The organism is Bacillus sp. 491mf, from assembly GCF_900112415.1.
GTDB lineage: Bacteria > Bacillota > Bacilli > Bacillales > Bacillaceae_G > Bacillus_A.
Genome location: NZ_FOLV01000037.1, coordinates 17,204 through 37,007, shown reverse-complemented (window position 1 = coordinate 37,007; position 19,804 = coordinate 17,204). Strand labels below are relative to the sequence as shown.

The following is a 19,804-nucleotide window of genomic DNA, read 5'->3' as shown; positions in this document are numbered from 1 at the left end:
AACTTCAAATAAATCTTTTATATAGGGGTCACACGACATGCCCATCAACCTAACAGAACAGGTTGCCCCAAAACGATAAAAATGAACTTCGGTGCTATAAAAAACACAAAGTTTTCGTTTAGGGGTTACTTTAAAATCTTAGCTTGATAGCGATGGGGTACCGCCAGCATTCGTTAATTATCTTAACTCCAAAGTGACAATCATTGTTAAATCAATGGTTGTCACTTTGTTTACATGTATTCAATGTAGTTTTAAGTTGTTTAATTAACTCTGTTCGAGGAAAATCTATACTAATCCGGCTTTATAAACCAAAAACTAGTCAATAACACGAAAATAAAGTGTTATTGACTAGTTTTTGGTTTATTGCATTATCGATCCCCGTGAGCGGAACAAAAAAGGTTTGAGTCTCTTTGTCCGGCTGCTTTCGACCAGCTGTCCCGACGGTCGGATTCACATCGGCAAGTTCGTCGGCACACACAGCCCCCCTCCCGAGGCTGCCATCAGCGGACGCAAGCTGCCATCTCCCAGCAAATTTTCGGCTTCCGGTAGCGGTGCATGTCCGTTTCCGTCAACACGTTGATCGCCCATCCGTCAAACAACCGACGCATATCTGCTTCGTCAAAAAAACGTTTCCGCCGCCCCTCATGCTCGTAATAACGGGGTTCCAATTCGATGCCCTGGCCGGCACCGTAATGAACATCGCGCGTGGAATTCAAGCGGGCTAGCAGCAATCCGCCAGTGCCGACAACTCTCGCAATTTCGCTAACGATAGAAACAGTATCGTCCCAGTGAAAATAATGCAGGGACAAATCCGCGACAACCGCCCTCGCGCTACCATCCGGAAACGGCAATCCTCCTGTCATATCGAATAGATTTGTTTCAACGCCTGGCACATATTTGCGTATAATCGCCAACGACTCAGAGGAGAAGTCGCAGGCGATGACCCGATAACCTCGTTCTGTTAAAAACAAAGAGTCGCTGCCATATCCGCAGCCAAGATCAATGACCGGTCCATCTTGGGCCAATTCTAGCATCGGCTCGTATTTTTCCAGCCAAAAATCTACTTGCGGCTTGCCGAGATTCACATCGGCAAACACCTCGTTCCAATGTTCAGCTTCTGAACGTCTCGTCATGGTCAGAACCTCACTTTCTGCGGAGAAGAGCGTAATAATTAGATGCTTGTTATCATTTTGACAAAAGGAACGCTTCCTTTCTAGATCGCACATACCTGTCCGTTAGCTTAATGCCTCCCGGTCAGTCTAAGACTTTATTTCCTTAAAGGGGGCTCACCAACATTTTCCAATTATCTTAACTTCGGCTTGTAGAATACCTTCTTCAGATAAGATTTTTACATTTCTACTCGGTGCAATAATTCGTATTTCATCACCTTTTTTTAATTTAGATGGTACAAACACTAAATTCACTTCCTCTCATTTTTATTCTTTAGTTGAGTGAAAATTCCTACATCTATTATACCTTGATTGGAAAAATGAGGTACTGTTTTTATAATATTGACTTTCACTTTATTGGGTACCGCCCCACATCGCTATCAAGAACAGGTTACTTCAAAACAATAAAAACGAGCATAATGCACAAAATTTTCGTTTTGGGGGAATTTCAAAATCTTAAGTTGATGGACATGGGGTAGCACCATATATCTATCAACTTAAGATTGTCCCCTCACATTTAGAATCGTTTCCGTACCCGATCTCTAAGATACAAGGGTATTCTAAAAAAACTTCCTTAAAGATCCAAAAAACATATTGTAATATTATTACTTTTATAATAAAATGAACTTATAAAGTTCTTAATATTCAGAAAATTATAAAGGAGGAATTATTATGGCAGCTGTAATGGCAATTTTAAAATTTTTAGGTGGAATCATTCCATTTTTTCAAGAACTTCTAAAAGCTTTTGCGTAAACTTTACTTTTTTACAATGAATTATCATCGTATAAATGATCTGTTTATCAAAGTTAAATTGATGTACAGATCATTTGTGTGAGTCTAAATAATAAAAAGGCTTGATTTCCTTACAAGGAATAAGCCTTTTTTATTATTTCTTGTAAAAAAATATATAGGTGTTTTTGGCCATCCCCCGAAAAGAGGAGTTAAGTTTTAGTCGGGTAAGCGAGGGGCAACGCTGTACATTATCCCAAGCTAACGGTTACGAAGCTTGCAAGCCTTCACACTCGTTCACCATACTTGTCTTCTCCTAGCAGTATTCTGAGCCATGTACAGACTCTCTGTTTCCTCATTTCCTCATGCAACCCACGGACTTGTTACCAAGTCCGCAGTTTCGGATGGAGATAGACTTTACATCTAGTCTAGTAGCGGAAGCTACACTGTGGGAATGCGACTTCTTGTCGTACCATAATTCCCGTTATTGGAAGTAAATGCATTTACTAATATTGGAAATTAATGATTGTATAATATCGTGTGAAATATCTGTAAGGAATACTTTCTGTTGTATTTCCTTTTTGAAAAGTTAAATAATTTCCGTATATATCTCTACTTATAAATTCCCATCCGTTTTTCTCTTTCATTTCAATATAAGGATCTAGCTCTCCTTGTTTTACTAAATAAGGATGGGTAATATCATCTGTTTGCACTTCCATTATATTTTTATCTGCAAGTACCATCTTTGACATAGCAATTGCCAGTGGTATCGGATTTCCTTCTTGAAAAATGACATCCTTTTTTTGTACAAAGAATACGAATGCGATACTAAGTATTACAGATAAGGCAATGAAAGATAACCTTAATTTGGGTAACTTTGCCCATCCCCCGAAAAGGGGGAATAAGACAAAATATACCAATTAGATACTAAATAGATTGGGATTCAGCCGAGATACGTGTAAAAATAGGTCATGGAAATACAATATTTACTAAATTGTTGCTATTTTGGTTGTAGTCAAAATAAACATTTTTGCTATAGACAGCAATATTAAGAAAAGATTATTAAGATTGTTGATTTAATTATGGATAGCAACAAAAAATATAGACATAAGAGTAAGTAGAAAATATCAAATGACTACCTACTCAAGAGGAATTATTGTTTTAAAACATTGCTCTTGTAATCAACTTGTCTTCTTCTCTTTCTTCACTGGTAGTTTGCTTTGAAACAGTGAAGAAAATAAATAGAATAATCCTGGTAAGATAATTATTAATCCGGCAATTCCATATGTCTGCCTTATATTCATATGTAAGAAGGATGACGATGCGAACACTATGCCTATTGGCATAGTGATTCGGAGAAAGAGCAAACGTACAGCGCTAAGTTGGGGTAGGCGATCTTTAGGAGCTTCACGCTGAAAAACGGCTGCACTTTGAGCATTAAAAAGTGGAAAAGCAATCCCTCCGAATAACTCACATATCCAAGCTAATGGTATGGAATGAACAAAGAATAATAGGACAAAGGAGAGACCTCCTCCTATTAAACCAAGATACATAGTTTGAGGTGTTTTAGGAACCCGTGTAAGTAAGACCATTCCGAGTGCATAGCCGATTGGGAAAGCACCAGAAAAGATGGCATATTCCCATGAGTGACCGTTAAGTTCTCCTTTTATAAACGGAATACCAATAACCATTGCTGTTCCTACTGCAAACTGGACGGTGGAGGAAAGAAGAGACAATTTTAAGAGAGAAGGATACTTGAAGAATATACGGTATCCTGTCTTCATTTCAGCCCACCAAAACCTTTTTGACCAGGTAGCCACTTTTTCTGTACTTCTTATAGGAATCTGTAATAGTGAAAGAAAACTGATAAAGAACATAATAGATGAAAATACATAAATAAAATGTATAGGACTTACTAGTAGTAACAAAGATGTAGCTCCGGGAGCTATAAAACTCATAAGGCGAATGGTAGCATCTAATAATCCATTTGCCTGAGTAAGCTCCTCTTCTTTACAAATATCAGGGAGCAGGGAAAAAGAAATGCTAGCATAGATGGGCTGCAACAGTCCCAATGTACATTGCAGAATAATTAACCCTAGGATGGTTCCTGTGTACTTATCTGTGATATATCCAGCCAGAGGAAAAAGGTATGCAAAGGAACGAATAAGCTGTATGTTACGAAGCACCTTCTCCTTTACAACATAATTAAGAAAGGGAGTACTTATAATTTGTAGAAGCAAAGAAGGAATAAAATAGATAAGCCAGAGTACCCCCATCCATTCCTTAGAACCTGTGACTTGATATAGTAACAGTCCGTTTAGAATTCCGCCAGCCGCCCCACCAAATTCCGATACAACTTCGCCCACCCATAGTGCCTTAAATGATTTAGAGTATTTCTTCATATGTCATCTCCAAGGTACTGGGTAAGACGTCTGGAAAAGTGAGTAAGCTGTGTTGGATTGGCAGAATATATTCCTTTATCAACCTTAATGAATTTTGCAGCTTTCAATAGTGAAAGTTGATGATGCAGGGTAGTCTTTGAAATATTGAATTGGGTGCTCATCTCTTGAAGAGATGAAGGTCCCCTTAACAATTGGTATAGCAATCGTAAGCGAATTTCATCTCCTAATGCCTTATGGCCGCGAACAAGATCAATAGATGGTATCCCAGGTTCTAGCAAATATTCGTCCTTCAATGGATAAAATAATAATTTAGTGTCCGAAGTTCTTTGCTCTAAAACCCAGGGACGATATGAAACATGAGGAATCAGTTTGACAGTCCAAATAGATGGCTCTGGCTGATATCTCACTCCGTCCGTAATACGTTCAATCTCCTCAACAGGTCTAGTAATATCCAATGAATCATGTTGTTTTTGTTCAAAAGATAATGCTTTATTCCACTTCTCCCATTCCTCCTGCTGACTTATCCAGCTATGCCACTCTGTAATCACTTCAATAAAAAGGGCACATAATTCCTCACGGGAGTAACGAGCTAAACTTCGAACGTATCCACATAAATAATCATGGTCATTAAAATGTGTAGCATATTCCTCAAATGAGGCTAAGCTATGACGGAAAGCAGCAGCCTCGACAGCTTCTTTTCGTAAAGGTTCAAGCTCCCGACCTCCATATGGCAAAATAGTTTCATATATACAGTCAGCTGAGAGGTTATAAAGATGATTCGAAAAATCTGAAACAGATGATGAAGATAATCTGTTTTGAAGCATAAGCAATCCGTACCAGAAGTTAGTCTCTTGTATCAATTGTAGAACATCTATAAGTGACGTAGGCATAGAACTCTGGTCTGTCAGCCATTTCTCGTCTAAATCAAATGTATGTCTAATTCGTGCATGTGTGTATCCAGCTATGCCTAGGATAACTTCCCAAACGGGTGAAGATTCTACTTCCAGGGATATAGTTTCAATCAGTTGTGAGGAATACGTTTGTTTCATTTAAAAGCCTCCTTTCTATTTATAATACATATTCTAAAATATCAGAAAATAAAATTCAATATTTTTTGAATTTTATTTTAAAACTTTATAATATTTTGGTTTCCTTAAAATGTATGTGCTATTTCGATAAGAAATAATCTTATATATATATTAATGAGGTTAATTTTGAAGGAAGTTGATAAGTACCTGTCACAAAAACGACCGTTTTTGTGACAGCGATTGGTATTGGGTTATGAAGTTAAGTAAACTAGCAATCTCAGTGTAACAAAAATATGTAACAAAATTAATTTGTAACAATATCTATTTCACAACGTTTTTGATACAATAAAACTAAAAAAGGAGGAATTCTATGAAATTTGGATATATGCGAGTATCTACAATTGATCAAAATTTAGATCGACAAGAACAGCAACTAAAAGATGCTGGTTGCGAGCGTCTTTTTTTTGAAAAAGTAACAGGTGTTAAACGCGAACGCCCTGAGTTAAATCGTATGTTAGAGTTTCTACGTCAAGGAGATACAGTAGTAGTTACAGATTTGACTCGCCTTTCACGTTCTACTAAAGACTTAATTGAAATTGCTGAACTTATTTCTCGTAAAGGAGCAAACTTGAAAAGTCTAAAAGAGGCATGGCTTGATACAACTACAGCACACGGGAAAATGCTCTTTACTGTTTTTGCAGGGATTGCTCAATTTGAAAGAGATTTAACCTCAGAACGGACAAAAGAAGGAATTCTGGCAGCAAAAAAACGAGGTAAATATCCTGGTAGACCATCTGTAGACAAAGAAAAATTAAGTTATGCATTTTATTTAATGGAACAAGGAGCAAGTATCACAGAGGCTGCTGAAAAATCTGGTATATCTAGAATGACCATTTATCGAAATATGAACTAATACAAAATGACGTATACTTTGTGACATAGTGAGTTTGATTATAAAATATTTTGTGTAAAAGGATGGATTCCAAGATAAATATGAACACTAAAAACAGACTAAAAATTTTAACAACTGATGAAATTAATCGTCTTTATAGTAGACCTGTATTTACACCTAAAGAACGTGTGTTATACTTTTCGCTTTCACAAGTAGAAAAGGAATTATTATATACTTTACGTTCTATAAAGTCTAAAGTGTATTTTATTCTTCAACTTGGATATTTCAAATCAAAACATTTATTTTTTCAGTTTAAATTATCTGAAGTCCAAGAAGATATTCAATATATTTTAAAAGTCTATTTTAAAAATGAGTCATTTGGAGATTTTGGATCGATTGATAAAAAGACACGATCAACTCATAAAAAATTAATTCTTAAAATATCTAATTACCGTATTTGTGACTCATATTATCGAGGTGTTTTACAAGAAAAAGCCCGTAGGGCTGCAACAGTAAGTGGAAAACCTATTTTCATTTTTCGTGAATTACTCAATTATTTAATAGAAGAACACATTATTATTCCCGCGTATAGTTTTATGCAAGATATTGTAGGAACTGCTATTACATCTGAAGAACAACGACTCATAATGATTATACAAAATTATCTATCTGAAACAGATAAACAGCATTTAAAAAAATTATTATATAATTCTTCTGGACTATATGAGATCACTAGAATAAAACATCAACCAAAAGATTTTAGTATTAATGAAATTAAGCGTGAAATCGAATGTGGAAATAATATACGCTCCTTTTTTCAACTGGCCAATATTATTTTACCTCAACTAAAAATTTCTAATGAAAGCATTAAATACTACGCTTCTTTAGTAGAATATTATTCCGTATATAAATTAAAACGGTTTGATGAATACCTTATCTATATTTATTTACTGTGCTTTATTTTTCATCGTTATCAAAGAATGAATGATCATTTGATTAATAGTTTTATTTATAAAATGAGAAAATACAACGATGATATCCTATCCTTTGCTAAAGACCAGATATATACCTATTACACAGAAAACCAGGAGGATTTTACGAAAGTAGGAAAGGTTTTACAAGTTATAGTAGATGAAAATATTTCAGATAATACAGCATTTAAAGACATTCAAAAACGTGTATTTTCTATCCTAGACCGTCCAAAGTTAACTGAACTAGCCAATCAAATCCTGGATAATACAAAAATAGATGAAAAAGCATTCCGTTGGGAACGTATTGATACATTGGCATTACAGTTTAAACGACAAATTCGTCCTATTTTTATGATGATCGATTTTGTTACAACAGATATGGATGACTCTCTTATGGATGCAATAACTTTTTTAAAAGGAGTTTTTACGAAACGAAAAGCCTTAACCAAATATGATATCGAAGATATCCCTCAAGCCTTTATAACAAATAGCAACAAACGTTATCTTTACACGAAAGATGAGCCTCATTCAAAACGTTTACTAATAGATCGATATGAATTTTTAATTTATTATTCCTTATGGCATCGTTTGCAATCAGGAGATATTTTTTGTAGAGATAGTATACAGTATAGAAGTTTTGAAGATGATTTAATCGATGAAGATAAGTGGGAACAAAAAGAGAGTATCATTCAAGATCTCCATTTAACTATGCTACAACAGCCCATCGAACAACATTTAAAAGAACTTGAAAACAAATTAGAAGCTCGTATCATCTCAATTAATAAAAGAATTACTTCAGGAAAAAACAAACATGTTCAAGTAAAAAAGCATAAAAATCATCATTCCTGGACACTTCCATATACTCGAGCTTCAGCTCCTATTAATCATTCGTTTTTCGATGTATTACCACAAGGTGATATGAGAAGTATTCTGTACTTTGTAAATCAACAATGTAATTTCCTAGATAACTTTGAACATATCCTGGGACGTTATGCAAATCAAAAAGCAAATGATACTATTCTCATTCCATGTTTAATAGCTTGGGGAACAAATATGGGATTATATAGAATGGGGGAAGTCTCTGATATAGATTATTCAAAATTAGCAACTATTTCATCTGATTTTATTCGATTAGAAACGTTAAGAGAAGCGAATGACTGTATTAGTAACGCAATAAGTAAACTTCCTATTGTTCAATATTATAATATGGATGATTTCGTGCATTCGAGTAGTGACGGTCAAAAATTTGAAACACAGATTCATACGCTGCAGTCCCGTCATTCCTCTAAATATTTCGGAATGAATAAAGGGATTACCTCTTATACAATGGTGGCCAACCATATTCCGATTCAAGCAAGAATTATTGGTGCGAATGAACATGAAAGCCATTATGTATTCGATATCTTATACAATAATACAACTGATATAAAGCCTAATATTCATTCTACAGATACACACGGAACAAATGAGGTTAATTTTGCAATTTTAGATTTATTTGGTTATCAGTTTGCCCCAAGATATAAAGATATTCATGCGACAATATCTCGAAATTTATATGGTTTTCAGCATCCAAGCCAGTATGAAGAATTCCTTATCAAACCTTTGCGGAAAATTAATACAGAGCTAATTATGAAGGAATGGGACAATATTAAACGAATTATACTGTCTCTTGCTTTAAAAACGACTACTCAAAATGTGATTGTTCGAAAGTTAAGTTCCTATGCGCGAAAAAATCAAACCAAACGTGCATTGTGGGAGTATGATAATATCATCAAAAGTCTATATTTTTTAGAATACATTGATTCGCTACCATTACGTCAAAATGTTCAAAAGGCGCTAAACCGCGGGGAAAGTTATCACAAATTACGTCGGGCTGTCTCTTTTGCAAACTTTGGGAAACTTCGTTTCAAGACTGAACAAGATCAGCAGATCTGGAATGAATGTAGTAGGTTGCTAACCAATTGTATTATTTACTACAATGCGAGTATATTATCAAATTTATTAACGAAATCTCAAAATAAAGGTATTGAGATGAACATACTAAAGTATATTTCACCGGTTGCCTGGCAACATATCAATTTTTATGGCCGTTATGAATTTAGTAAATCTCCAGCAGTGGTAAATTTAGAGACAATCATTGAGAGCATCAATGAAGATGATATTTTAGCCAGATTAACGCAAGAACATTCACTTGAAGAAGAATAAGATAAAATATAATTTGGTATATTTTGTCTTATTCCCCTTTTTCGGGGGATGGGCAAAGTTACCCTACATATGTTTCAACTAGGATTCTCGTTCATTGTGTTCGTTGTATCTACACTTATAAATTGGTATCAGGGCAGTCAATTAGTAGATTACCCTGAAGAGTGGAAATATACTGCCAAGTTCACAAAATGGCTGTACAATAGGGAAAAAATTTATAATTCTCATGATATTTCTCAACTTGATTTCTTTGTGTATACAGCTAAATTTTATCCTGTCTACTCTGCAATTATGGTAATTAGTTTCTTACATTTTATCCTTGTAACCATTTATAGTATATGGAGAATTAGAAAGGCAAGATATGATGTATCGCTCCCTTTATCTGACAAGAAGAAATAGGAAACAGCTTTAATAAGCGACTTTGCCATATATAGAAAACCATCCTCCAGTGATGGTTTTTCTTATTTCTTGTCCTTTTAAGGTTACGTTAGATGGTGACTACTCTCCAAACTCCAAAAACAGGGACTTATTTATGCCCTTTTAGAGAGCACAAGACTTCCTTCTTAGTGTATAAAAACCAGGAATTTTTCCATAAAATGTCTTAGCGTATAATATCCGCGTTTTGACGTCAGGACCCCAGTTAAGTTACATCTTTCCATTCACCTCCGGTTTCAGTATCAGAATAATGTCATAAACCCACTCCTTTAAAGTGTTATTTGCCAATACCAACTAATCGGTATTGGCAAATTTATTATATGATTGGGATTATATTACAATCAATTAAATACAAAATTTTCTGGAAACTAATACAACTTTCTCAACAATGTTTCTTATTCGTAAAGGTATACCTTTACAAACTAACGTGCCTTATCTATGAAACGTTGAAATATCAAGTTAATAAAGGTGATTAAAATCATTTTATAAACGTTTATTTTTAATGAATACCTTTATAAACAAAATGGTATAATTGTGGTAACAAATGTAAGGAGAATACAAAACGTGGCAAATATTTATGGATATATACGTGTAAGTACAAAAGATCAAAATGAACAACGTCAGTTACATAAGATGATGGAACGAGGAGTGGAAGCTCGACGCATTTTTGTCGATAAAGCAAGTGGACGACATTTTGATCGTCCTCAATATCAATTATTACGAAAGATATTAAGTACAGGTGATATTGTTTACATAGACGCCTTAGATCGTATGGGCCGTAATTATGATGAGGTAATTTCAGAATGGAAGTATATAACAAGAGAATTACAAGCGGATATCGTAGTTTTAGAAAATGAAACCCTGTTTGATAGTCGGAAATTTCGTGATATGGGTGATATGGGCCGATTAATGGAAGATCAATTTTTATCTTTGCTGTCCTATGTTGCGGATCAAGAACGTAAAAAGATTCATCAGCGACAAGCGGAAGGTATTGCTGTAGCTAAGTCTCAAGGAAAACATTTAGGCCGTCCTCAGGTGAACCTTTTGACCTTAAGCAAACAGCAAATAAATATAATAGAAGAAACTCATTCAAAATGGAAAAGTGGAGAAATAACTGCTGTTATATTTATGGAAATGTTAAAACTAAAGAAAAACACCTTTTATAAAATTATGAAGGAATATGAAGAAGTAAATTAGGGCTTTTCCTATAAAACATACCACCAACACTTTAACGAAACTGTAGCAAACCATCCGAATTTAAAATCTGTACGTATTTTGATTGGTAACGGAATGATTGTACATCCGATTTTTTTAATATCTTACAAAGGTGTTATGTTAATGTTATGTTTTTACATTTCTTCTTTGTGGAGAAAGACTTAACATAACAATATAATAAAAACACATGAGGTGAAGAAATTGAAAAAATATATCGCACTTTTTAGTATTTTAATCGTATTTGCAAGCTTATTAGTAGGTTCGGGTTGGAACGTTTGGGGTTTACATCATTTGGGTAAATTATCTCAGGATAAATATTATGTTCAAATTACAACGGATGGAATTGAAAAAGCTGATGACGGAGGAACATCGAAACGTTTTAATTACAATTTAACTGGATTTGATAAAGACGGTAAAGAAAAAGAATTAGAATTCAATACTCAAAAAAACCTTCGTAAAGAAGCATTCTTACGCGTCTACTACTGTGATAAAAAAGGTGAAGAAGATGTATCAGGTTGGGAAGAAGTGAAGCAGGAAGAGCTTCCTGCGAAAGTGAAAGAAAAACTAGCTGCGAAATAATAAAAATAAAAAGGGTTTGGCCTTAAAGGTCAAATCCTTTTCTGTTTTCAAAATCTTCTTCTGAAATGACTATGAATCCATGTCTTTTAAATAGAGCTGTTGTTACGCCGTAACCAGTTTGTTTATTTTCACTAATTACATAAGTCTTATCGTTTTTTGCACCAGAACAGATACCTCTACATTTATCTGCCTCTTTGGTAAGGTATCCAATAATCCTTACTTATACTATCGCGATTTCTGATAACTTACATTTAGAGGTATCGTTCAATATAACAAAAATGTAATGTTAATGAAATGTAATTCCATCGATACTATAAATGAAATTATATAAAATGAATTACATAAATGAATAGGAGTTAAAGAATTTTTATAATGAAAAAGGAGAAGTATTAATGCGAAATATATTAAGTGTAGAAAAAATTGAAAAATATTATGGTAATAAAGATAATGTAACAAAGGCTATAGATAATATTAGTTTTAAGGTAGATGAGGGAGAATTTGTTGGAATAATGGGGCCTTCAGGAAGTGGCAAAACTACATTACTGAACTGTATATCAACGATTGATAATGTTACTACGGGAAAAATAATAATAAATAATAGTGACATTACTCGGTTAAAATCAAAGTCACTAGATAAGTTTAGACAAAATGAATTAGGGTTTATATTTCAGGACTTTAATTTATTAGATACCCTTACTGCTTATGAAAATATTGCCCTAGCGTTAACAATAAAAGGTGAGGAAAGTTCAAAAATTGATGGCAAAATACAAGCAGTTGCAAAATATTTAGACATTGAACAAGTATTAAGCAAATACCCTTATCAAATGTCAGGCGGACAAAAACAAAGGGTTGCTTCGGCAAGAGCTATCGTAACAGATCCATCTTTAGTACTTGCAGATGAACCAACAGGAGCATTAGATTCTAAATCAGCTAGGTTATTACTTGAAAGATTTGAAAGTCTAAATAAGGATTTGAAAGCTACAATACTAATGGTTACTCATGATGCATTTACAGCAAGCTATGCTCGTAGAATTCTTTTTATTAAAGATGGAAAAATATTTAGCGAGTTGATAAGAGGGAATGATTCTAGAAAAGAATTCTTTAATAAGATTATCGAAGTAATAACCCTTCTTGGAGGTGACGATAATAATGTATTCTAAGATTGCTGTTGGTAATGTAAAGAAAAGTTTTAAGGATTATGCGATATATTTCTTAACACTAACACTAGCTGTTTGTATATTTTATAGCTTTAACTCGATAGAATCACAAAAGGCACTTACGGAAATTGAAGGATCAGGTAGAGCGTATGTGTCCACTTTAATGGACTTTATCTCAGGTGTGTCAGTATTTGTATCTGTAATATTGGGTAGTTTAATACTCTATGCAAATAATTTTTTAATTAAAAAACGTAAAAAAGAATTAGGAATATATATGACTTTAGGTATGGGAAGAAAAAATATATCCAGAATATTAGTAACAGAGACATTTTTAGTTGGCGTTATATCTTTAATAAGTGGACTTATATTAGGTATTGGAGTATCACAGGGATTATCTACATTTACATTAAAGTTATTCGATTTGCCCATAGATGGATATAAGTTTGCAGTTTCAACAGGTGCTATAGGTAAAACTGTATTATACTTTGGAATCATGTTTTTGCTTGTTATGTTATTTAATGTATATGTTGTTTCTAAATACAAAATAATTGACATGTTAACAGCAGGTAGAAAAAGCGAAGAGATAAAATTTAAAAATCCTATCATATATGTAATAACATTGATTTTATGCGTGGTATCACTTGGATTTGCATATAGTTCTGTACTAAAGATAGGGTTAAATTTTAGAAATCCTATGCTCATAGTAGCAATACTTCTTGGAGTATTAGGTACATTGTTGTTTTTCTTTAGCTTATCTGGATTTATATTGTATGTTGTAAAGAAAAATAAAAAAGTCTATTTTAAAGGGTTAAATATATTTATCATCAAACAACTAAATAGTAAGGTTAATACAAATTTTATATCCATATCTTTAATTTGTTTAATGTTATTTATTACAATGGTAGTTTTATCTACAGGAATAAGCTTAAAAAGAAGTTCAGACGCAGCAATGAAAGCAGCAACACCTTTTGATGCTAGTGTTATGTTGGAAAATAATGATGAAAGTTACACTATAGAAGACGCATTAAATACAATAAATTTTAAAAAAAGTAATAACGAAAAATATGTATCTTATAATGTATATCATACAGGGATGAAAGTCAGTGATTTTTTAACAAAAAAACCCAAAAGATTTAGGGGTCGTGATGTGGATTTCATTAAAGTATCTGATTACAATAAAATTTTAACACTTAAAGGTGAAAAAGAAATCGATTTAAATAACAATGAAGTTTTGCTTTTATCAAATCATAACGAGTTGGTTAATCCAATAAATGAAAGATTAAAAAATAGCAATAAGATGAATATTAAAGAAAAAGAATATCTAGTAAAAAATCCTAAAGTTATACAAGAAAATCTTCAAACTTTTGATGGGTTAAATAATGTATTCACAATCGTTATAAATGATGAGTTTTTATCAGGCTACAAAATTAGTACATCCGTACTTAATGTAAATTATTTAGACGGAAATAAAAAAGAACATAATAAAAAATATGATGATGATAGAATTACAGCAGACTTTTATAAGAAAGGTACGAATATAAATGTTAAAAGTATAACTAGCATATCAAGGGATGGAGCTTATGAAATAAGTAAGGGAATAACAACTATTATACTATTTGTTGGGATATATGTAGGTATTGTATTTTTAATAACCAGTATGGCTGTATTAGCTCTTCAACAATTATCAGAAGCCAGCGACAGCATAGAAAGATATAAATCTTTGAAGAGAATTGGATCAAACAGAAAAATGATAGACAAAACCATTTTCATTCAAACCTTAGTGTACTTTAGTTTTCCAATTACTCTTGCGTTCGTTCATTCAGTAATCGGGATTAAGGTAGCTAATGATTTTGTAAACGAACTTCAACCAACAAATATTAGTTTTTCAGCGTTCATGACAGCGCTAATATTTATTGTAGTTTATGCAGGATATTTCTACACAACATATATCGGGTATAAAAATATAGTAAAAGGTAATACTTGATTTTATAATAATTATTAAGGCTATTAAATCTTGTTACTTAAGGTTTAATAGCCTTATATTCTATATAGCGAGGGAAAATCCATGAAAAAGATCATTCTTATTGAAGATGATGAAATTATAAGAGAAGAGTTACAATTTTTTTTTGAAAAGTATGGATATGAAGTAAAGGCTCCCATAGATTTTAATCATATTATCGAATATGTAGAAAACGAGAATGCAAACCTTATATTACTAGACATAAATCTTCCTGTGTTTGATGGTTATTATATATGCAGAGAAATACGTAAAACTTCAGATGTTCCAATTATAATGGTTACGAGCAGAGATAGTGATGTAGATGAACTAATGAGTATGAATTTAGGAGCAGATGATTTTATAACAAAGCCTTATAATACAGAAATATTGTTAGCAAGAGTTACAAATGTTTTAAGAAGAGCTTATGGAGGCATAAAGACGAATAACATCTTACATTATAAAGACATTCATTTGAACCTTTCGAATGCAACGGTTACTTATCAAGACAAGTCCGTAGATTTAACTAAAAATGAAGTTAAGATACTCTCATGCTTAATAAATAATCGCGGTAATATTGTAAAAAGAGATTCACTCATGGAATCCTTATGGAAATCTGATTATTTTGTGGATGATAGCACTTTAACTGTTAATATAAATAGATTAAGAAAAAAGCTTGAAGAGATAGGTATAGAAAATCCAATAGAAACAAGAAGAAAGCTAGGGTATATAATGCCATGAATACAGGTGAATTTATTAAAGATAAAATGGTAGTAATACTATCTAATGTACTGGTATTTATTATACTAGCAGGTATATTGCTGACTGCGAATGTTCAGTTCATTATAATATTCTTTGTCTTTTGTATTTGGTTTTTTCCATTGATTTCATATATGGCTATAGAATTTATAAAATGCAAAAATTATTATAACGAGATCAATGGCATATTAGAAAACTTGGAGAAAAAATACCTACTTCCAGAGGTAGTAAAGGAAGCAAACTTTCTACATGGGGAAAAGCTTACCTCTATACTAAAAGAAATAAGTAGAGATATGCATGAGAATGTAAAATATTATAGAGATATGCAAGCGGATTATAGAGAATATATAGAAACATGGGTGCATGAAATTAAGACGCCGATAGCTTCTACAAAGCTAATAATTGAAAACAATCAAAATGAAGTAACTAATAAAATAGACTCCCAAATGGATCGAATCGAAAGGTTTGTAGAACAGGTGCTGTATTATTCTCGAAGCAATAATGTCAGTAAGGACTATATTATAAAACCAATTGACCTTGATGATCTAGTAAGAACTGTAATTAAAAGAAATTATAGAGATTTTATTCATAAGAGAATAAAATTAGATATAAAAGATATTAATAAAATCGTATATAGTGATAGAAAATGGGTTGAATTTATTATTAATCAAATAATAGGAAATTCTATAAAGTACTCAAATAACAAAGAACAAATGATACGTATATACTCAATTAAGAAAGCTAACTCAGTAATACTAACTATAGAGGATAATGGAGTAGGGATAATAACTAAAGATATAAATAGAGTTTTTGAAAAAGGATTTACTGGAGAGAATGGAAGGAGATTTAGCAAAAGTACAGGAATGGGCTTGTATCTATGCGAAAAACTGTGCTCAAAATTAGGAATGAAAATTGGCATTGAATCTGAAGTGAATAAAGGAACTAGAGTTACATTAATATTTCCGTTGTCAGGTATGGTAACTTTTGAGCCTTATTTATAAAAGAGAGGCTGCCATCTTTCCACGTATTTCGTATGAAACTTATAAACAAATTTAAAAAAGTGTGAAAAGAATAGAAATTCTTTTCATACCGTTTGTATTACTTAGCTATTTAACATATTGGTATATTTAATTGTGAATCGGATGGATGTTAATCTGGTTTAGTCATTACTATTTTTGATGTCCACTAATACTTAACGTAAGATTTGGTTCGGTTGCTACACAGACCTCGTAAGCGAGAAATTGTACGCTATATAAAACAGTAAAATAAATATCCGGTCCCTTAGCATACAAGGAATCGGATATTTTATGTCCAAATTGTGTCTAAACGTACAATTTTCTTTTTTTGATATGGTGACCCCATGCCCATCAACTTAAGAGAGGAAACAAAATGAACTTTCGTTCATATAAACGAAAAAACTCTTGAAATATTTCGTGTCTTTAAAAATGACCATACCAAATAAACCTTTATAGGTATCGTTTTTAAAAATTATGCAGCTTTCTTCTGTTTTCTCAATCCATTATACTCATAGACAACACCCAAAATATCAAAGACTGTTTTCTTTTCATATCGATGAGATTTCCGGCCGTTCTTTTGGAGTAAGTGGAATAGTCGGATTAGAATCTTTGTTATTTCTTGGGTGTTTTGCTGTATGGCTTGATATAAAATGTGTAAATGATCTTGAATCATTCCGATTGCTTTATATTCACTTAATTCTTGTTTCTTCTTTTGTAAAATTAATTGTCGCATCTTAAACATAGTAGAAGAACATAGAAAAATGGCAATGAGTTTTCCATAAACATGGCATTCTAATCGCTCTTGTTTAATATGTTGCCAATGATGAATTTGAAATAAGGATTTCCAAGTTTTAAAAATGATTTCAATTTGCCAGCGGAGAGAGTAAAAATTATGGATTTGTTCCATCGGAACAATCTCCCAAGGTGTATTGGTAACATATAGGTTCATGCCAGCTAATCGTTTGCTTTTTTTCCGAATATGTAATGCCCTTTTTGCTTTCTGTGTACACTTGTTTTTTCATACGCTCACGAAGTTGTTTCTCTGTTAATCGATACATAATCACTCGAGTGAATAATTTTTTATCCTTTCCAATATAAGCATCTTTTATTTCATAGACCTGTCCTGGTTTTAAGGTATCCATAATGTGTTCTAAATCAACTTTGATGTACTGAGATTGTTTTTTTATTGTCCCATTTCGAAAGTATTCAGGAAATTCATTTTTGATATACACCCTATTGTTTAATTTGAGCCGTGATATGTAATACACGCCACGTTGGTCCATTTGATCTAAATCATCCAGTGAATAATAGCCTAAATCCCGAATACATAGATCCCCAGGACGTAATGTTGCTAAACACTCTGTTCCAAAGGTTTTATCATTATTTTTCCCTGGTTCCACTTGGAAATTTAAAAACTGGCCACTGTGTAAATCATATTCTAACTGGATTTTTATACCCGCTGTTTGAGCACAACCACCTGATCCAGGATACACACTAGCTAAATGCTTTGGCACTTGAAAAATCGTTGCATCTAAAATACGAATTCGTTGAAAATAAGCGATTGAAGAACTAGGAATCACTGATGTTTCGCAAATTTTACTTTTTAATAACGAAGAGAAAATATGTTTTAAAAAGCAAACAGCTTTTTTATTGAAACGCTTATTGAGTCCTTCTGGACTCATAAGTGTTCCTGTAACAGCATGAAGTTGACTACACAGTCTCACTAAAGAATCACTTGCTACTCGTTGACTAATCCAGACACAGATAGTAGCTAAATCATGACCAGAAAACTTTCGTTTCCGTTGTACAAACCCTAGTTCTTTAGCGAGATTTTCCAGAAATGAAGGAGTAAGATGTTCATATAATTCTTCAGCAAATAATTGCAGCTCACTTTGAATGGAAAGATTCATAAAAAACGTCATCCTTTCTAATAGTCTTGTTTAGAAAGAATAACGTTTTTGTACACCTTGGGGTAGTTAATGCTCTTAAGTTTATGGGCGTATATGGCGACTCCTATGTGTAAAATGTTTAATTAGAACTATACAAAATATATTGATTAAATAATTAAATGTTTTGTATAATGTAAAAAGTGTGTTTATTCTAAATTAAGTGTGATGAAAAGGAGTGGATGATATGAACATGTATACGAACGATTTCATAGAATCTATTTCTTTTATTCTTCATTTTCTTTTAAAGGAACAGGGGCATCAGCCTTTGTTCCTTTTATTTTAGTGATATTTCAAAGGAGGAAAATTATGACACAGTACAAGCGCGTTTTAATTAAATTAAGTGGAGGAGCTCTTGCTGATCAAGATGGAAACAGTTTTGGTTCTAAATGTTTGGAACATATAGCAAATGAAATTATATCTATTGTAGACTTAGGGATTGAAGTCTCCCTTGTTGTTGGAGGTGGTAACATTTTTAGGGGGAATTTAGCTGACATATGGGGAATTGATAGGGTAGAAGCAGACAATATAGGTACATTAGGTACCATTATCAATAGTTTAATGCTAAGAGGGGTACTAAAGAGTAAAACTGACAAAGAAGTACGTGTTATGACATCTATTCCTATTACAGCTGTAGCAGAACCTTACATTCGTTTACGGGCGGTTCATCATTTAGATAAAGGATATATTGTCATTTTTGGCGGTGGGAATGGGCAGCCTTTTGTCACTACAGATTATCCGAGTGTACAACGAGCTATAGAAACAAACAGTGATGCAATTTTAGTCGCAAAGCAAGGAGTGGATGGAGTCTTTACGAGTGATCCAAAGAATGATAAGGAAGCGGAAATGTACAGTAATTTAAATTATAATGACGTAGTTCAAAAAAATTTAAAAGTTATGGATCAGTCAGCATTGTTGCTTGCTCGTGATTATAATTTACCAGTCCACATATTTAATTTTGATGAACCGGGAGTAATGAAAAAAGTATGCCTAGGGGAACAACATAAAGGTACATTAATTAATCATGAATTAACTAAGCTTGAGAACAAAACTAAAAGGAAAGCATTTTAATTGCTTTCTGGAGATTCAAGTTATAGTAAATACATAAAAAAAACGAATGAAATGTATTTTTAATTAAATTAATTATTTTGTATAGCTGTATTAAGTGATCCACTACATACGCATTAAGATAATATTTTGAGACATCCCCCATAACGAAAATTTTACCTTTTTACAGTTATTTATAAGAGTTCGACTCATTTTTTTCGTTTTGGGGGCGTTATAAAATCCCTAAGTTGATGGGCATGT

At 32.8% G+C, this 19,804-nt stretch carries 15 protein-coding genes and 1 pseudogene; 10 read left to right on the top strand and 6 right to left on the bottom strand.

The genetic code is table 11. From position 1 onward, the window contains the following. Positions 1–500: 500 nt before the first annotated feature. From BM211_RS21460 to BM211_RS21445, 5 genes are all read right to left on the bottom strand, one after another. Positions 501–1,133, bottom strand: a complete 633-nt coding sequence (locus tag BM211_RS21460; protein WP_035438027.1) for a class I SAM-dependent methyltransferase — start codon at positions 1,131–1,133, stop codon at positions 501–503. A gap of 153 nt (positions 1,134–1,286) precedes the next feature. After that, positions 1,287–1,424, bottom strand: a complete 138-nt coding sequence (locus tag BM211_RS26845) for a hypothetical protein (protein ID WP_176112592.1) — start codon at positions 1,422–1,424, stop codon at positions 1,287–1,289. Positions 1,425–2,404: 980 nt separating this feature from the next. Further along, entirely contained in the window at positions 2,405–2,749 is a 345-nt protein-coding gene (locus tag BM211_RS21455; RefSeq protein WP_090999474.1) for a hypothetical protein, read from the bottom strand. Between the two features lie 330 nt (positions 2,750–3,079). Continuing rightward, positions 3,080–4,300 (bottom strand): MFS transporter, encoded by a 1,221-nt coding sequence (locus BM211_RS21450; protein WP_090999466.1) that lies wholly within the window; start codon positions 4,298–4,300, stop codon positions 3,080–3,082. Next, entirely contained in the window at positions 4,297–5,349 is a 1,053-nt protein-coding gene (locus BM211_RS21445; protein WP_090999464.1) for an ArsR family transcriptional regulator, read from the bottom strand. Before BM211_RS21445 ends, BM211_RS21450 begins: the two co-directional genes overlap by 4 nt. A 349-nt stretch (positions 5,350–5,698) precedes the next feature. Here BM211_RS21445 and BM211_RS21440 point away from each other — a divergent pair, with 349 nt between their 5' ends. The 9 genes from BM211_RS21440 to BM211_RS21400 all read left to right on the top strand — a co-directional run bounded on the left by BM211_RS21440 (position 5,699) and on the right by BM211_RS21400 (position 16,535). Then, positions 5,699–6,241: a recombinase family protein gene (locus BM211_RS21440; RefSeq protein WP_090999462.1), complete on the top strand. Its 543-nt coding sequence runs from the start codon at positions 5,699–5,701 to the stop codon at positions 6,239–6,241. An 80-nt stretch (positions 6,242–6,321) separates the two neighbouring features. After that, complete coding sequence (locus BM211_RS21435; protein ID WP_090999460.1) at positions 6,322–9,396, top strand: Tn3 family transposase; 3,075 nt, start codon at positions 6,322–6,324, stop codon at positions 9,394–9,396. 48 nt (positions 9,397–9,444) lie between these two features. Then, a complete protein-coding gene (locus BM211_RS21430; protein WP_371261898.1) occupies positions 9,445–9,792 on the top strand; it encodes a YjdJ family protein in 348 nt (115 codons plus the stop codon). A gap of 600 nt (positions 9,793–10,392) precedes the next feature. Beyond that, positions 10,393–11,025 carry a recombinase family protein gene (locus BM211_RS21425; protein ID WP_090999458.1) on the top strand — a complete coding sequence of 211 codons (633 nt, stop codon included), beginning with the start codon at positions 10,393–10,395 and terminating at the stop codon, positions 11,023–11,025. 219 nt (positions 11,026–11,244) lie between these two features. Further along, positions 11,245–11,622: a YxeA family protein gene (locus BM211_RS21420; RefSeq protein WP_090999456.1), complete on the top strand. Its 378-nt coding sequence runs from the start codon at positions 11,245–11,247 to the stop codon at positions 11,620–11,622. Positions 11,623–12,014: 392 nt separating this feature from the next. Next, positions 12,015–12,782, top strand: coding sequence for an ABC transporter ATP-binding protein (locus tag BM211_RS21415; protein WP_090999454.1), 768 nt, complete (start codon positions 12,015–12,017; stop codon positions 12,780–12,782). After that, positions 12,772–14,763, top strand: coding sequence for an FtsX-like permease family protein (locus BM211_RS21410; RefSeq protein ID WP_090999452.1), 1,992 nt, complete (start codon positions 12,772–12,774; stop codon positions 14,761–14,763). Before BM211_RS21415 ends, BM211_RS21410 begins: the two co-directional genes overlap by 11 nt. 81 nt (positions 14,764–14,844) lie before the next feature. After that, positions 14,845–15,516, top strand: coding sequence for a response regulator transcription factor (locus tag BM211_RS21405; RefSeq protein ID WP_090999450.1), 672 nt, complete (start codon positions 14,845–14,847; stop codon positions 15,514–15,516). Beyond that, the gene (locus tag BM211_RS21400) at positions 15,513–16,535 is read left to right on the top strand and encodes a sensor histidine kinase (RefSeq protein WP_090999448.1); all 1,023 of its coding nucleotides are present in this window, start codon (positions 15,513–15,515) and stop codon (positions 16,533–16,535) included. The genes BM211_RS21405 and BM211_RS21400 overlap by 4 nt, the downstream gene beginning before the upstream one ends. 487 nt (positions 16,536–17,022) lie before the next feature. Here BM211_RS21400 and BM211_RS21395 read toward each other — a convergent pair. Continuing rightward, positions 17,023–18,460, bottom strand: a pseudogene (locus BM211_RS21395) (IS4 family transposase). A gap of 345 nt (positions 18,461–18,805) precedes the next feature. Here BM211_RS21395 and pyrH point away from each other — a divergent pair. Then, positions 18,806–19,567 carry a UMP kinase gene (gene pyrH, locus BM211_RS21390; protein WP_090999446.1) on the top strand — a complete coding sequence of 254 codons (762 nt, stop codon included), beginning with the start codon at positions 18,806–18,808 and terminating at the stop codon, positions 19,565–19,567. The last annotated feature ends 237 nt before the right edge of the window (positions 19,568–19,804 follow it).

Excerpts from the sequence above, each read along its gene's own strand:
- pyrH (WP_090999446.1), top strand. The coding sequence starts at position 18,806 with ATGACACAGTACAAGCGCGTTTTAATTAAATTAAGTGGAGGAGCTCTT.
- BM211_RS21415 (WP_090999454.1), top strand. The coding sequence starts at position 12,015 with ATGCGAAATATATTAAGTGTAGAAAAAATTGAAAAATATTATGGTAAT.
- BM211_RS21435 (WP_090999460.1), top strand. The coding sequence starts at position 6,322 with ATGAACACTAAAAACAGACTAAAAATTTTAACAACTGATGAAATTAAT.
- BM211_RS21410 (WP_090999452.1), top strand. The coding sequence starts at position 12,772 with ATGTATTCTAAGATTGCTGTTGGTAATGTAAAGAAAAGTTTTAAGGAT.
- BM211_RS21450 (WP_090999466.1), bottom strand. The coding sequence starts at position 4,300 with ATGAAGAAATACTCTAAATCATTTAAGGCACTATGGGTGGGCGAAGTT.
- BM211_RS21400 (WP_090999448.1), top strand. The coding sequence starts at position 15,513 with ATGAATACAGGTGAATTTATTAAAGATAAAATGGTAGTAATACTATCT.
- BM211_RS21405 (WP_090999450.1), top strand. The coding sequence starts at position 14,845 with ATGAAAAAGATCATTCTTATTGAAGATGATGAAATTATAAGAGAAGAG.
- BM211_RS21445 (WP_090999464.1), bottom strand. The coding sequence starts at position 5,349 with ATGAAACAAACGTATTCCTCACAACTGATTGAAACTATATCCCTGGAA.
- BM211_RS21430 (WP_371261898.1), top strand. The coding sequence starts at position 9,445 with ATGGGCAAAGTTACCCTACATATGTTTCAACTAGGATTCTCGTTCATT.
- BM211_RS21460 (WP_035438027.1), bottom strand. The coding sequence starts at position 1,133 with ATGACGAGACGTTCAGAAGCTGAACATTGGAACGAGGTGTTTGCCGAT.
- BM211_RS21440 (WP_090999462.1), top strand. The coding sequence starts at position 5,699 with ATGAAATTTGGATATATGCGAGTATCTACAATTGATCAAAATTTAGAT.